Annotated in this window: 11 protein-coding genes, 2 tRNA genes and 2 rRNA genes; 8 read left to right on the top strand and 7 right to left on the bottom strand. The window is 76.0% G+C overall.

The annotated features are described in order from the left end of the window. Nucleotides 1–76 (top strand): 23S ribosomal RNA (locus Q0848_RS05340); the annotation flags it as partial. 109 nt (nt 77–185) lie between these two features. Then, nucleotides 186–302 (top strand): 5S ribosomal RNA (rrf, locus tag Q0848_RS05335). A 315-nt stretch (nt 303–617) separates the two neighbouring features. On the opposite strand, the gene Q0848_RS05330 is transcribed toward rrf, so the two are convergent. Beyond that, entirely contained in the window at nt 618–1931 is a 1314-nt protein-coding gene (locus Q0848_RS05330) for an AarF/ABC1/UbiB kinase family protein (protein ID WP_299035789.1), read from the bottom strand. A gap of 76 nt (nt 1932–2007) precedes the next feature. Beyond that, on the bottom strand, nt 2008–3093 hold the full coding sequence (locus Q0848_RS05325) for a hypothetical protein (protein ID WP_299035787.1): 1086 nt from the start codon (nt 3091–3093) through the stop codon (nt 2008–2010). A 175-nt stretch (nt 3094–3268) separates the two neighbouring features. Here Q0848_RS05325 and Q0848_RS05320 point away from each other — a divergent pair, with 175 nt between their 5' ends. After that, the gene (locus tag Q0848_RS05320; RefSeq protein ID WP_299035785.1) at nt 3269–4009 is read left to right on the top strand and encodes a M48 family metallopeptidase; all 741 of its coding nucleotides are present in this window, start codon (nt 3269–3271) and stop codon (nt 4007–4009) included. Here the strand turns inward: Q0848_RS05320 and Q0848_RS05315 are convergent. After that, a complete protein-coding gene (locus Q0848_RS05315) occupies nt 3997–4653 on the bottom strand; it encodes an NUDIX hydrolase (RefSeq protein ID WP_299035784.1) in 657 nt (218 codons plus the stop codon). The genes Q0848_RS05320 and Q0848_RS05315 overlap by 13 nt on opposite strands. Next, nucleotides 4650–6119: a zinc-dependent metalloprotease gene (locus Q0848_RS05310; protein ID WP_299035783.1), complete on the bottom strand. Its 1470-nt coding sequence runs from the start codon at nt 6117–6119 to the stop codon at nt 4650–4652. Before Q0848_RS05310 ends, Q0848_RS05315 begins: the two co-directional genes overlap by 4 nt. A gap of 259 nt (nt 6120–6378) precedes the next feature. Between Q0848_RS05310 and Q0848_RS05305 the strand changes: the two genes are divergently transcribed. Next, entirely contained in the window at nt 6379–7512 is a 1134-nt protein-coding gene (locus tag Q0848_RS05305) for a PDZ domain-containing protein (protein WP_299035781.1), read from the top strand. A gap of 6 nt (nt 7513–7518) precedes the next feature. On the opposite strand, the gene Q0848_RS05300 is transcribed toward Q0848_RS05305, so the two are convergent. Further along, entirely contained in the window at nt 7519–8106 is a 588-nt protein-coding gene (locus Q0848_RS05300; RefSeq protein WP_299035779.1) for a PPA1309 family protein, read from the bottom strand. A 230-nt stretch (nt 8107–8336) separates the two neighbouring features. On the opposite strand from Q0848_RS05300, the gene Q0848_RS05295 reads away from it, so the two are divergent. From Q0848_RS05295 to Q0848_RS05280, 4 genes are all read left to right on the top strand, one after another. Next, complete coding sequence (locus tag Q0848_RS05295) at nt 8337–11432, top strand: UPF0182 family protein (protein WP_299035778.1); 3096 nt, start codon at nt 8337–8339, stop codon at nt 11430–11432. 96 nt (nt 11433–11528) lie between these two features. Beyond that, nucleotides 11529–11602 (top strand) — tRNA-Met (locus Q0848_RS05290). A 152-nt stretch (nt 11603–11754) separates the two neighbouring features. Next, a tRNA-Met gene (locus tag Q0848_RS05285) sits at nt 11755–11828 on the top strand. Nucleotides 11829–11956: 128 nt separating this feature from the next. Then, entirely contained in the window at nt 11957–13417 is a 1461-nt protein-coding gene (locus Q0848_RS05280) for a glucose-6-phosphate dehydrogenase (NADP(+)) (RefSeq protein WP_299035775.1), read from the top strand. 86 nt (nt 13418–13503) lie between these two features. On the opposite strand, the gene Q0848_RS05275 is transcribed toward Q0848_RS05280, so the two are convergent. Next, on the bottom strand, nt 13504–13734 hold the full coding sequence (locus Q0848_RS05275; RefSeq protein ID WP_299035773.1) for a DUF6480 family protein: 231 nt from the start codon (nt 13732–13734) through the stop codon (nt 13504–13506). Nucleotides 13735–13760: 26 nt separating this feature from the next. After that, on the bottom strand, nt 13761–14621 hold the full coding sequence (gene hisN / locus Q0848_RS05270; protein WP_299035771.1) for a histidinol-phosphatase: 861 nt from the start codon (nt 14619–14621) through the stop codon (nt 13761–13763). Nucleotides 14622–14625: the final 4 nt, after the last annotated feature.

Here is a 14625-nt window from a genome sequence, read left to right as displayed (position 1 = left end):
TGGGTTGATAGGCCGGATGTGGAAGCGGGGTAACTCGTGGAGCTGACCGGTACTAATATGCCGATGGCTTGACCACTTAGTTGTGTGTTTCGCGTCCACTGTGCGGTTCTGGAGCTACGGGCTCCCGTGCCTGGTCGCCCCTTGTTGGGGGTGGTGGGTGTGGGTGCGTGTTCGTTCCGAAGTGTTTCGGCGGTCATAGCGTCGGGGAAACGCCCGGTCCCATTCCGAACCCGGAAGCTAAGCCCGTTCGCGCCGATGGTACTGCGTGGGGGACTGCGTGGGAGAGTAGGTCGCCGCCGGACATTCTTTGTGGGAAGCCGTTCCTGGCTCCTTGTTCGTGGTCTTCTTCGGGAGAGCGCGGGTGAGGACGCCGGGGGCGGCTTCTCGCATTTCTGACTCTCGTCGTGCGCCGCTTCGCACCGAGGCCGTCCCCTAGCGCTCATTCCGGCGGGCCGAGTGCGTCTGCACCTGAGCGAGCGTGCACGGCGGGGATGCTCCGACGTCGCCCTCGGAACGTCCTCTACGACGTGCGCCTCGTGCGAGCCCGAGAGGCGAGCCCGGAGCCGCAGCAGGAGGTGGGCGCAGCCGCTGGTGGCCGCCCCGCGCCGGCGCAGCCCTCAGGAGTCGGCGAAGCCGGGGAGGTGGTCCTCCAGCACGTCGATGCAGGCGACCGTGCCGCCGAGCTGGCACAGGACGCCCAGCCCGCCGAGCCACACCCGGTGGATGAGGACGTACTCGCGGGGGAGGTTGAGCTTGAGGTCGATCGCCCACGCCGGGAGCCTCGGGTCCTTGATCTGGGAGAAGAGCTCGCGCAGCCACGCGCGGTCGAAGGTGAACTCCTCGGTGTCCAGCGGGCGCAGGAAGGTCGAGATGTAGTCGAGGAGCTGGCGGCCGTCGAGGTCGATCGAGGGCTTGATGAAGCCCTCCTCCCGCAGCCCGGCGACGACCCCGTCGGCGTCGTCGGACAGGGCCACCCCGAGGAGGCGGCCGACCGCTGGGGGCATCCCGTCGGGCAGCCTCTTGACCGCCCCGAAGTCGAGGACGCCGAAGCGCCCGTCCGGGGTCAGGCGGAAGTTGCCCGGGTGCGGGTCCGCGTGCAGCAGCCCGGCCTGGGAGGGCCCCAGCAGGAGGAACTCCAGGTACCGGCGGGACGCGAGGTCCCGCTCCTCCGGGGTTCCCGAGGCGATGACGGTCGAGAGCGGCTCGCCGTCGAGCCACTCCGAGACGATGACCTTCTCCGTGCTCGCCAGGACCTCCGGGACGACGAAGTCCGGGTCGTCGCGGAAGGCGTCGGCGAACGCCCGCTGGGAGGCGGCCTCGACCGTGTAGTCGAGCTCCTCGACCAGGCGCTCCTTGAGCTCGGCCAGCACGGGACCCAGCTCCAGGCCGGGCATCCAGCCGCCGGCCAGCCGGGCGACCCGCGAGACCTGGGTGATGTCGGAGACGAGGGCCTGGGCGGCGCCGGGGTACTGGACCTTCACGGCCACGGCGCGACCGTCGGACCAGGTGCCGCGGTGCACCTGGCCGATGGACGCGGCGGCCACGGGCGCGTCGTCGAAGACGGCGAAGGAGTCCCGCCAGTCGGGGCCGAGCTCCCGGGAGAGGACGGCGTGCACCGTCGCCGCGGGCAGCGGGGGAGCGGAGTCCTGCAGCTTGGTCAGCGTGGCGCGGTAGGGGCCGGCGACGTCCTCGGGCAGCGCGGCCTCGAAGATGCTCATCGCCTGGCCGACCTTCATGGCCCCGCCCTTGAGCTGACCGAGGACGGTGAAGACCTGCTCGGCGGCGCGCGCCTGCATCTCGGCCGCGACGGCCTCGGCCGGGGCGCCGCCGATGCGCTTGCCCAGCCCGACGGCCGTGCGACCGGCGAAGCCCGCGGGCAGGCTCGCGAGCCGGACGCTGCGCGACAGGGCCCTGCGGGGCAGCTCGTTCACGGGCCCATCATCACCCGCCCCCGCCGGCTCGGCGCGGTCCGACCCCGAGACGCGCGGTCCGGCTCGAGCGCACCCGTCATCGCGGCGGCCAGGTGCACCCGCACGCCGGGTGGGGGTGCCACTCCCGTCCGACCGGGAGGCCGTCCGGCAGGGCCAGCTCCCAGGTCCGGCCGCGCGCGGCGGCGGTCGTGGTGCTCCCCCCTCCGGCGCGGGTGGTCCCACGTCCGCCGGTCGCGCGGGGGGCCGGTGTCGCGGGCGCGGGGGCCGTCGGTCTGCCGCCCCGGCGGGCAGGGGCCCCGCGGTCAGGCGCTCGGCCGTGGGCCGCGGCGTGAGACGGGGGCGGGGCGGCGTCCAGGTGGGCGAGCGCCTGGGCGACGACGAGGGCGGTGGTCAGCCGCAGCAGCACCACGTCCGGTCGGCCCCCGCCCGCGACGGGGTGGGCCAGCTGGGCCGCCACCCGTGGCCACTCCGGGTCGCGGTCGGCGCGGTGGAGGTCGAGGCAGCGCAGGCAGGCGGTGCGCCCCGGCACGACGAGCGGTCCCACCACGGCCGAGCGCTCCCTCAGCACGACGGCGAGGTGGTCGGCGTCGGCTCGCAGCAGCTGCGCGGCGCGGGCCGGCGGCGGCGCGCCGTCGGCGACGAGGACCACGAGGTCCGCCTCCCCGGCCGCGGAGGTCCCCGCGGCTCCTGCCCCGGGCCCACCGCCGCCGGTGGCGCGCAGGTCCACGACGCCGGTGCCGGCCTCCTCGAGACCCGTCCGCACGGCGTCGGGAACGCGCCCGCGCCCCTCGACGACGACGCGGCGCAGGGCGCGGCGGGCCAGGACGTCCCAGCCGCCGACGCCGTGCACGAGCGCCTGCGCGCGCGCCTCGGCCGCCGTCGCACGGGCGGCGGCGCGGGCGCCCGGCGCCGACGCCGGCTCGAGCGCGCCCGCCGCGGCCAGCAGCCCCACCAGGTGGGAGGCCGCGTCCGCCGAGACCCCGCGGTCGGCGGCGCGCGCGGCGAGCCCCTCCTCGGGCACCCCGTGGACGAGGTCGTCCAGGAGGGCCTCGTCCGCCGCGCCGAGGCCGTCGAGGACCCGGGCGTGCGCGGGGTCGGCACCCAGCTGGACGCGGCCGACGTCCCGCCAGCACCGCCGCAGGGTCGGGTGGATCCGCAGCACCGCACCTCCGTCGTCCTCGCGCCGCGCGCCGCGCCGCGCCCTGTCCGTGGTCGGGCCGCCCGGGGCGTCGACCGGCGTCGACCCTGCCAGGACGGCCGCCGACGCCCAGGCGGCCGTCCACAGGCCCGCAGCGCGCCTCGGTCCGGGGCGCCCGGGCAGCGGCTACGGTCCGGTCATGGACCCGGGAGCCGGTGGTGCCCCGCAGGCGCTGCGAGACGGCTCCGACGACCGGCCCCGCGTCCAGGTGCGGCGCAGCAGCCGGCGCCGTCGCACGGTCACCGCCTTCCACGAGGACGGCGTCGTCGTCGTGTGCATCCCCGCGCGCTTCACGCGCGCCGAGGAGGCCGAGTGGGTCGAGCGGATGGTCGCGCGGCTGTCCGCCCGGGACCGGCGCCGCCACCTGGACGACGGCGAGCTGTCCGGGCGCGCCCGCACCCTCTCCGAGCGCTACCTGGGCGGGCGGGCCGTGCCCTCCACGGTCCGGTGGGTGGGGAACCAGCGCTCCCGGTGGGGGTCCACGACGCCGGCGGACGGCAGCATCCGCCTGTCCTCCCACCTGCAGGGCCTGCCCCCCTGGGTCGTGGACTACGTCCTCCTCCACGAGCTGGCGCACCTGCTGGTCCCGGGGCACGGGGAGGACTTCTGGGCCCTCCTCGAGGCCTACCCGCGGACGGAGCGCGCGCGGGGCTTCCTCGAGGGCTGGTCGGCGGCTGAGGCGCGGCACGGCGTCGGGCCCGGGGGGCAGGACGCCCCGGGCGCCGGAGACGCCGGGGAGGACGCCGCCGACGTGGAGGAGGCCCTCGACGGGCCGCACGGGGACGGCGCCGTCGACGCGGCCGGCGCCGGCGCCCGGTCAGCGGGCGGCGGGCGGTCGAGCCCGCGCCCTCGGCGCTCGAAGGACCCTCAGCGGCGCTGAGCCAGCGCGGCCGCGGCACGGGCCAGGCGGTCGGGCAGGTCCTGCGCGACGGCCGGGGAGCCGCCGGCGCCGTCGGGCAGGCCGTCCAGGGGCCACCAGGCGATGCCGTCGCTCTCGTCGCTGGCGGTGACGGGCGTCCCCGGGTCCACCACGGCCAGGTGCGCGACGTCGAGGTGGGAGCGGCAGCGCCCGAAGGCCGACGGCAGGTGGTGGTGGTCCAGGTCCGCCGGGTGCTCGGACAGCCGGACGGCGTCGGCGGGCAGCCCGGTCTCCTCCCGCAGCTCCCGCAGCGCCCCGTCGCGGGGCGTGCTGTCGGCGGGCTCCAGGTGGCCGCCGGGCTGGACCCAGAACCCGCCGCGCCGGTGCAGCACCAGCAGCGTCCGCGAGCCCGTCGGGTCGAGCACCAGGGCGCTCGCCGTCAGGTGGTCCGGGAGCCCGGACCGGTCCAGCGCCCCCGGCTCCCCGAGGTGCGCCAGGTAGCGGCGGCGCAGCTCCTCCTGGGCCGCCGGCAGCGTCCCGGTCGCCGCCGGCCACGCCTCGAGGGCGGCGCGCGCGGCGGCGCGGCGGTCCGCGTCCGGCGGGGCGACGGGCGCCCGGGACGGGCCCCCGGCCGTCGCCGCCGGCGCGGACCGCTGCTCGCTCACCGGGACGGCGCGCCCGGCTGGTCGTCGCCCGGCTCGTCGCGGCCCGGCTCGTCGCCGTCGTCGCCCGCGACCCGCTCGCCCGCGGAGCGCTCGTGCTGGGCCTCGCCCAGGTCCCCGTCCAGGAGCTGGGCGAGCGCGGCGTCGACGTCGGTCGTCGACTCCTCCTCCTGCGTGCGGCGTCCGGCGTAGCCGGCCGGGTCGTCGAGGTCCTCGGCGGTGGGCAGCAGGTCGGGGTGGGCCCACACGGCGTCGCGGCCCTCGAGCCCGCGCGAGTCCTCGATGGCGGCCCAGAGGACCGAGGCGTCGCGCAGCCGGCGCGGCCGCAGCTCCAGCCCCACCAGGCTCGAGAGCGTGTGCTCGGCGGGGCCCCCGGCCGCGCGACGTCGACGGACGACCTCGCGCAGCGCCGCGGCGCTGGGCAGCGGCGTCGCGGCGGCGTCCACGACGTGGTCGACCCACCCCTCGACGAGGGCCAGGACCGTCTCGAGCCGGGCCAGCGCGGCCTCCTGCTCGGGCGTGCGCTCCGGCTCGAGCATCCCCGAGCCCAGGGCCTGCTGGAGGGCCTCCGGGTCGGTGGGGTCGACCGAGCGGACGGCCTCCTCGATGCGCTCCGTGTCGATGCGGATCCCCGCGGCGAAGGCCTCCACGATGCCGAGCACGTGGGCGCGCAGCCACGGCCGCTGGGAGAACAGCCGCGCGTGCGCGCACTCGCGGAGCGCGAGGTAGAGGCGCACCTCCTCGAGGGGCACCTCCAGGCCCTCGGCGAAGGCGTCGACGTTGGCGGGCAGGAGCGCCGTGGTGCCCTCGGGCGCCAGCGGCAGCCCGATGTCGGTGCCGGAGACGACCTCGCCGGCGAGCTCGCCCACCGCCTGCCCGACCTGCATGCCGAAGACGGCTCCACCGACGGAGCGGACCATCCCGCTCGCCGCGGAGAGCATCGGGCGCATCTCCGGCGGGGCCTGCTCGGCCATGGCGGCCGCCATGGCGTCGCCGACCGAGTGCGCGACGGGCTCGGCGAGCTGCTTCCAGACCGGCAGGGTCGCCTCGACCCACTCCGAGCGCGACCACGCGACCGAGGTGGCCCCCGCGGTGCCGAGCGCGGTGCGCTCGTCGAGCCACAGGTCGGCCAGCCGCAGCGCCTCGGCGCTGGCGCGCCGCGCCGCGTCGGGCACGCTGGGGTCGCCGTCGGCGACCGCGCGCTGGCGCGCGACCTGGTGGGCGAGGTCCCAGTTCACGGGCCCGTCGCCCCCGCCGGCCATCATCTGCTGGACCTGCGCGAGCATCCGGCCCATGGCGGCCGGGTCCGCGGGCAGCCCCGCGGCCTGCAGCGCCGCCGGGTCCACCCCGGCGAAGGGGTTGCCCCCCGCGCCGGGCCCCGCACCGCCCATCAGCTGGCGCAGGAGCTCCTCGAAGGGGTTGGTGCCGTCGCCGTCGTCGGGACGGCCGGGGGGCGGGGTCTGGCTCATGGCTCCTCCTGCGGGGCTGGGGGGCGCTGCGGGGGCGGGCGCGGGCTGCTCGTCGGCGTCGGACGGGCCGCGCCGGGGTGCGGCCGGGGCCTCGGACGCCGGCCGGCGAGCGCCTCCCGCACCCGCGTCGACGGCGGTCCCGCGCCGCCCTCGTCCTCACGGTAGCGAGCGTCGGAGGATGATCTCCCCTCGTGCGGGCGGCGTCCGCGCAGGGCGTACCGCCGTCGGCGGCGTGCGCGCGAGTCGTCGAGGAGGGCGCATGAGCGAGGACGGTGCGGACGGGCCCGGGGGAGAGCCCGGGGGAGAGCGGGGGGTGTGGCGCTCGCCCGCGGGGGCGCTGGGCGCCTCCTTCGCCGTAGCGCTCCTGTCCCTGTCGCTGCTCGGGTCGGTGGGCGTGCCCTACGCGGTCGAGGCGCCGGGGCCGGTCCAGGACGTGCTGGGGGACACCGCCGCGGGGGAGCCGCTGATCAGCGTCGAGGGGCGCGAGACCTTCCCGACCGAGGGGCAGCTCGACCTGCTGACGGTCAGCACGTCCGGCGGCCCCGGCCGCGACGTCGTCCTCGCGCAGGTGCTCAGGGCGTGGCTGGACCCGGTCCAGGACGCCCTGCCCGTCGGCCAGGTGTTCGCCCCCGACCAGACCCGGGAGGACGTCGACGAGGCCCGCCAGGCGCAGATGTCCTCCTCGCAGCAGGCGGCGACGGCGGCGGCGCTGCGCGAGCTGGAGATCCCCGCCGACGTCCGCCTGCGCGTCGCGGGTCCCGCGGAGGAGTCGCTGCCGGCGGGCCTCGAGCGCGGTGACGTCATCACGGCCCTGGACGGCGGCGACGTGCAGACCGCCGACGCCCTGCGGGCGCGCCTGCAGCAGGTGCCGCCGGGCCAGGTGGCGCAGGTCGCGGTCGAGCGCGGCCGGGAGGCGCTGGTCGTGCCGGTCGCCACCGCGGAGGCCGAGGACGGCCGCACCGTCCTCGGCGTGCTGCTGGACCCGGAGGTCGAGGTGCCGTTCGAGGTCGACATCCGCATCGACGACATCGGGGGCCCGAGCGCGGGGATGGTCTTCGCCCTCGGGCTGGTGGACCTGCTGACGCCCGGTCCCCTGACGGGCGGCCTGCACGTGGCGGGCACGGGGACGGTCAGCGCCGAGGGCGCCGTCGGGCCCATCGGCGGCGTCCGCCAGAAGCTCGTCGGCGCGGCCCGCGCGGGGGCCGAGGTGTTCCTCGCGCCCGAGGCCAACTGCGGCGAGGTGGTGGGCCACGTCCCCGACGGCCTGCAGGTCGTCGCCGTGGGCTCCCTGTCGCAGGCGCGGTCGGCGGTCGAGGCGCTGGCGGCGGGCGACGGGCAGAACCTGCCGGACTGCGGTGCGGTGGTCGCCGCCGCGGCCCCGGCCGGGGGCTGAGCCGCCCTACTCCTCCGCGAGCGTCGCGCGCAGGGCCGCGGACAGGCCCGGCACCAGGTCCTCGCCGACGACGACGCGCAGGTCGTCGTCGTCGGCCCGCTGGCGGACGGCGCTGCCGGTGCTGCCGTCGCGCAGAACCGCCACCGCGATGCGGACGTCGCGCCGCTCCGGGTGGGCCTCGACCGCGGCCAGGGCCGCGGCGGGGTCCTCCGGGAGCTCGGCGGTGGGCGGCACGACGACGCGCTCGACGACGACCGCGGCACCCGCGACGGCGGACGGCCACCCGATGCGGCCCAGGAGGTCCTCGAGGCCGTCCGCCTCCGGCAGCTCCTCCTGCTCCACCGACGTCAGGTGGTCGGGGTCGCCCACGGCCTCGGCGACCACGTCGGCCGGCAGGACGTCCGCCAGCGTCGGGTCCACGGCGACCGCCTCCGCGGTGCGCAGGAGCGCGAACACGCGGGGCGGCGCGTCCCACCCCGCCGTCGCGACGTGGCGCTCGACCTCGAGGGCCGTGCGCTCCAGCGGGGCCAGCGGGGGAACCGGGAGCGTCGCCCGCTCGTCGTCGGGGAAGGGGGTGCCGGAGGTGTCGTCCACGACGCCGATGGTGCCGCACCGGGCCGTCGGTGGTCGCCGGTGCCCGCGCGCCGACGGGCGCCGCGGCACCGCGGCACCGCGTGGGACGCTGGTGCCACGACTGGCGCGTCGCCCGACCGGGGCGCTGCGGCCGGGCCCGCACGACCGCAGCAGCAGGACGTCCGCAGCAGGACCGCCAGGCACGACCGAGCCGGCCGTCGGTGACGGCGACCACGAGAGGTTCCCCAGACGTGAGCTCCAGCTCCAGCACATCCCCACCGCGGCGCCGCGGCGCTCTCCTGCCCGCCGTCGCCGTCGTGGTCGCCCTCGTGGGCGCCGTCGTCGTCGCGAGCCAGGTCGTCACCGAGTACGGCTGGTTCCAGCAGGTCGGCTTCGCCGACGTCTACCGGACGCGACTGCTGACCCAGGGCGCCCTCTTCCTCGCCGGCGCCGTGGTCATGGCGGTGGCCGTGCTGGTGAGCCTGCGCCTGGCCTACGGCTCCCGGCCGGTCTACGCGCCCGTCGACGCCGAGTCGGCCAACCTCGACCGCTACCGGGAGAGCCTGGAGCCGCTGCGCCGCCTGCTCAGCGTCGCCGTCCCGGTGGTCCTGGGCCTGTTCGCGGGCTCGGCCGCCTCCGCGCAGTGGGAGCAGGTGCTGCTCTTCCTGAACGGGACGCCCTTCGAGGCGCAGGACCCGGTCTTCTCGATGGACGTGGGCTTCTGGGTCTTCACCCTGCCCTTCCTGGACTTCCTCGTCTCCTTCCTGACGGCGGTCGTCCTGCTCGCGGGCATCGCCGGCGCGATGGTGCACTACCTCTACGGCGGGCTCCGCCTGCAGGGCCGCGGGCCGCGCACCACCACCACGGCGCGCGTGCAGCTCGCGGTGACCGCGGGCCTGCTCGTGCTCCTCCAGGCGGCCTCGTACTGGCTCGACCGCTACTCCGAGCTCACCGACGACAGCGGGCGCTTCCTCGGCGCCACGTACACGGGCGTCAACGCGGAGATCCCCGGGCGCGCCATCCTGGCGGTCATCGCCCTGCTGGTCGCGGTGCTGTTCTTCGCCACCGCCTTCCGCGGCAGCTGGCGGCTGCCCGCCCTCGGGGTGGTCGTCATGCTGGCCTCCGCGGTCGTCGTCGGGGGCATCTACCCGTACGTCGTCCAGCGCTTCCAGGTCGACCCGAGCGCCCTGACGCGCGAGACCCCGTACCTGCAGAACAACATCGACGCCACGCGCGCCGCCTACGACCTCGACTCGACGGAGGTCACGAACTACGAGGCGAGCACCGAGGCCGAGGCGGGGGCGCTGCGCGACGACGCCGAGACGACGGCGAACATCCGCGTCCTGGACCCGGCGATCGTGCAGCCCGCCTTCCAGCAGGACCAGCGGCAGCGGCAGTACTACACGTTCTCCGACCCGCTGGACGTCGACCGCTACGACATCGACGGCCAGACCGAGGACGCCGTCATCGGCGTCCGCGAGCTCGACCTCTCCGGCCTGTCCGGTGGCCAGCGCAGCTGGGTCAACGAGGCCACGATCTTCACCCACGGCTACGGCGTGGTCGCCGCGTACGGCAACCAGCGCGGCGAGGGCGGGCTGCCCGCCTACTTCCAGGCCGGCATCAACGCCGAGGGGGCGCTCGGGGACTTCGAGCCGCGCATCTACTTCGGCCAGAACTCGCCGCCCTACTCGATCGTCGGCGCCCCCGAGGGCACCGACCCCCGCGAGGTCGACTACCCGACCGACGAGGAGGGCGGCGACGGCGTCGCCAACAACACCTACTCCGGCGACGGCGGGCCGTCCGTCGGCTCGTGGTGGCAGCGGCTGCTGTACGCGGTGAAGTTCCAGGAGCAGAACATCCTGCTGTCGGACGCCCTCAACAGCGAGAGCCAGATCCTCTACGACCGCGACCCGCGCGACCGCGTCGCCAAGGTGGCTCCCTTCCTCACCCTCGACGGCGACCCCTACCCGGCGGTCGTGGACGACCGGGTGCTGTGGATCATCGACGGGTACACCACGAGCAACGAGTACCCGTACTCCGACCGCGAGACGCTCGCGGACGCGACGCTGGACAGCCAGAACGCGGGGCTGGGCGGCGCGGCGGGGCAGGCCGGTGCCGGCGGCCAGGGCGGTGCGCAGACGCTCTCGACCCTGCCGCCCGAGGAGGTCAACTACATCCGCAACTCCGTGAAGGCCACGGTGGACGCCTACTCGGGCGACGTCGTCCTCTACGCGTGGGACTCCGACGACCCGGTCCTGCAGGCCTGGGACTCGGTCTTCCCCGACGCGCTCACCGACGTCTCGGAGATGAGCCAGGCACTCCTCGACCACGTGCGCTACCCGGACGACCTCTTCAAGGTCCAGCGGAGCGTCCTGGGCGCCTACCACGTCACCAACCCGGCGGTCTTCTTCCAGAACAGCGACCGCTGGCAGATCCCGGCCGACCCGACCGCGGACGTCCCCGAGGGCGTGCCGGCGCCGCTGCAGCCCGCGTACTACCTGACGCTGCAGATGCCCGGCCAGGAGGAGCCCGCCTTCTCGCTGACCTCGACGTACATCCCCAACTCGAGCGAGGCCTCGGCCAGCAACATCCTCACCGGCTTCCTCGCGGTGGACGGCGACGCCGGCGGCGCCGGCGCGGGCCAGGTGGCCGAGGGGTACGGGCAGATGCGGCTGCTGCAGCTGCCGCGCAACCTCGTCATCAACGGCCCCGGCCAGGTGCAGAACGACTTCGACGCCGACCCGACGATCTCCACCGAGCTGAACCTGCTGAGCCAGAACAACACCGACGTGGCGTTCGGCAACCTCCTCACCCTCCCGGTGGGCGGTGGCCTGCTCTACGTGCAGCCGGTCTACGTGCAGAGCTCCGGCGGGACGCAGATCCCCCGGCTCCAGTACGCGCTGGTCTCCTTCGGCAACGAGATCGGCTTCGCGCAGACCCTCGACGAGGCCCTGAACCAGGTCTTCGGCGGCGACTCCGGCGCCACCGCCGGCGACGCGGGCCTCGAGGGCGACGGCGCGGTCCCGCCGGCGGCGGACGACCCCGCCGACGGTGGCGACGCCGTGGTCGGCGCGGACGTCCGGACGCAGCTCCAGCAGGCGCTGCAGGACGCGCAGGCGGCGCTCACGCAGGGCCAGGAGGCCCTCTCCGGGGGCGACTTCGCCGCCTACGGCGAGACGCAGCAGCAGCTGGCGGACGCCGTGTCCCGCGCGGTGGAGGCCCAGCAGGAGATCGACGGGGCGGCGGAGGCGGCCCCGGCCGCCGAGGAGCCGGCGGTCGAGGCCCCGCAGGCGGCCGACGGCGCGGCGGCGGAGACGCCGGCCGCCGACGAGCCCGCGGACGGCTGAGCAGAGGTCGCGACCGGCGCGGGGACGGCCCTGCCGGGCCGTCCCCGCGCCGCGGTTTGGCGCTCACGCCCCTGTCCCGTACTGTTCATCTCGCGACGCGGGGTGGAGCAGTTCGGTAGCTCGCTGGGCTCATAACCCAGAGGTCGCAGGTTCAAATCCTGCCCCCGCTACTGGTGAGACGAAGGCCCTCGGACTCCGGTCCGGGGGCCTTCGTCGTGCCCGGGGCGCCTCCGGCCGGCCGCCGGTGGTGGTCGGCTCGCCGGGCGCTCGTCGAGGACGGTTTTGGCGCTGCCGGTCTGGTCGCGTACTGTTCATCTCGCGACGCGGGGTGGAGCAGTTCGGTAGCTCGCTGGGCTCATAACCCAGAGGTCGCAGGTTCAAATCCTGCCCCCGCTACTGGTGAGACGAAGGCCCCCGGACTCCGGTCCGGGGGCCTTCGTCGTGCTCGGGACCCGTGCGCGGGGTCACGGGCCGCGGTCGCCTCCGGGGCGCGCGGCGTCCGGCGGCGCTCTAGCGTCGGAGCCATGCCCGACGACGCCACGACGCCCCAGCCCACCGTCTTCGTCCTGTACGGCGCCACGGGCGACCTCGCCCGCCGCATGGTCCTGCCGGCCTTCTACGAGCTCGCCCGCCGCGGCCTGATGCCCGAGGACTGGCGCCTGATCGGCAACGGCCGCGGCGACGTCTCCCACGAGGAGTTCCGCGACCGCGTCCGCGAGAGCCTCGAGGAGTTCGGGCCCGCCCCCGACGAGGGCCCCTGGGAGGACTTCTCCGAGCGGCTGCTGTTCGCGGGCGGCGGCTTCACCAGCGACTCGCCGGGGAGCCTGCTCGACGTCCTCGAGCAGGCCCGCTCGGACATGCGGGGCGGCGCCGAGGAGCGGGCGAAGCTGGTGCACTACCTCGCCATCCCGCCGTCGACCTTCCGCGAGACGACGCGGGCGCTGGGGGCGCACGACCTCGCGGAGGCCGCCACCGTCGTCTTCGAGAAGCCCTACGGCACCTCGCCGGAGGACTTCCGGGAGCTCGACGACCTGGTGCACGAGGTCCTCGACGAGGAGCAGGTCTTCCGCATCGACCACTTCCTCGGCAAGGAGGGCACGCAGGACCTGCACGTGCTGCGCTTCGGCAACGCCCTGTTCGGGGCGGCGTGGAGCCGCGACATGGTCGAGCAGGTGCAGATCGACGTCCCGGAGACCCTCGACGTCGCCGACCGCGCCGACTTCTACGACGCCACGGGCGCCGTCCTCGACATGCTCGTCACCCACCTGTTCCAGGTGACCGCCGAGGTCGCCATGGAGCCCCCGGCGTCGATGTCCGCCGACGACCTGCAGGCGGCCCGGGAGTCGGTCCTCGCGGCGATCCGGCCGGTGACGAAGGACGACGTGGTCCTGGGCCAGTTCGACGGCTACACCGACATCGAGGGCGTCGACGACGACTCGAGCACCGACACCTTCGTCGCGGCGCGGGTGTGGGTGGACACCGACCGCTGGCACGGCGTCCCCTTCCTGCTGCGCACGGGCAAGCGGCTCGGCGGGGACGCCCAGCGCGTGAGCCTCGTCCTGCGCCGGCCCGACCCGACGCCGCTCGGGGACCTGCCCGCGCAGGGGAACGTGCTCGCCGTGGACCTCAAGGGCGCCGGAGCCCTGGACGTCGGCATGGTGCTCAAGCAGCCGGGGGCGCAGATGCGGCTGAGCACCTCCTCGGCGCGCCTGTCGCTGCACGAGGTCGACGGGGGCGACCCCCTGCCCCCGTACGCGTCGCTGCTGCACGACGTGCTGCTCGGCGACCGCTCGCTGTTCACGAGCTCCGACGGCCTGGCCAGCGCGTGGTCCCGCGTGCAGCCGCTGCTGGAGGACCGGCCCGCGGTGCAGCCCTACGCCCCGGGCTCGTGGGGCCCTGCGGCGGCCGACGAGCTGGCCGGACCGCACGGGTGGCTCGTCGGCGAGGAGACCCACGGCGACGCCGCGAGCTCCTCGGACGGCTGATCCGACCCCGCACGCACGCAGGCCCGGTCCCCCGAGGGGGACCGGGCCTGCGTGCGTGGGGAGCCCGGCGGCTCCCGAGGAGGTCGTCAGGCGGTGAGCGCGGCGCGGACGAGGAAGAACAGCACGAAGAGGAAGACGAGGCTCACGATGGCGATCGGGATCGCCTTGTTCAGGCCCTTGGAGGGCTCCTTGGACTCGTGCGCCGAGAGCCCGGAGGTCCCCGCCTCCGAGGGCGGCGTGTCGCCGGGGTCCACGCCGTTGCCGTCCTGGAGGCCCGGGGTCTCGGACGGGTCCGGATCTGCGCTGGGTGTCGTCATCTGCCCAGTGTGCGCAGCAGTCCCCGTCAGCGCGCGGCGGACCGGCCGGACCCGGCGTCCCCGGCGGGGGGTCGCGGCGCCAGGGCGGTGAGGACCCGCTCGTGCAGCAGCCCGTTGGTGCAGACGGCGCTGCCGCCGTGCGGTCCGTCGACACCGTCGAGGGAGGTGAAGCGCCCGCCCGCCTCGGTCACGACCGGGACGAGCGCGGCCATGTCGTGCAGCGCGAGCTCCGGCTCGCAGGAGACGTCGACGGCGCCCTCGGCCACGAGCAGGTGCGACCAGAAGTCGCCGTACGCGCGGGTGCGCCACACCGAGCGCGTGAGGTCGAGGAAGGGGTCGAGCAGGTCGCGCTCCTCCCACCCGGTCAGGCTCGAGTAGGACAGGGACGCGTCGGCGAGGTCGTCGACCGCGGACACGTGCAGCTGCCGCGCGGAGGACAGCGAGCGCCCCGTCCAGGCCCCCGTGCCCGTGCCGGCCCACCACCGGCGGCCCAGGGCGGGGGCGGAGACGACGCCGAGGACGGGCTCCCCGTCGACGAGGAGCGCGAGCAGGGTCGCCCAGACGGGCACGCCGCGCACGAAGCTCTTCGTGCCGTCGATGGGGTCCACCACCCACTGCCGCGACCCGCTGCCGGTGGCGCCGCCCTCCTCGCCGAGCACGGCGTCGCGCGGCCGCGCGCGGGCGAGCTGGGCGCGCACCAGCTCCTCGGCGCTGCGGTCGGCGTCCGTGACCGGCGTGAGGTCGGGCTTGGACTCGACGGTGAGGTCGAGCGCGCCGAAGCGGGAGGTCGTCAGGCCGTCGACGGCGTCGGCGACGACGTGCGCGAGGCGCAGGTCGTCGTCCACGCCCCGGGCGCGGCGCAGGCTGTCGGCCGAGGTGGGGCTCACCGCC

The sequence above is a fragment of the uncultured Pseudokineococcus sp. genome (assembly GCF_947495735.1).
Taxonomy (GTDB): domain Bacteria; phylum Actinomycetota; class Actinomycetes; order Actinomycetales; family Quadrisphaeraceae; genus Pseudokineococcus.
Note: the sequence above shows the minus strand (reverse complement) of the source record. Positions and strands in the feature narration are given on the sequence as shown.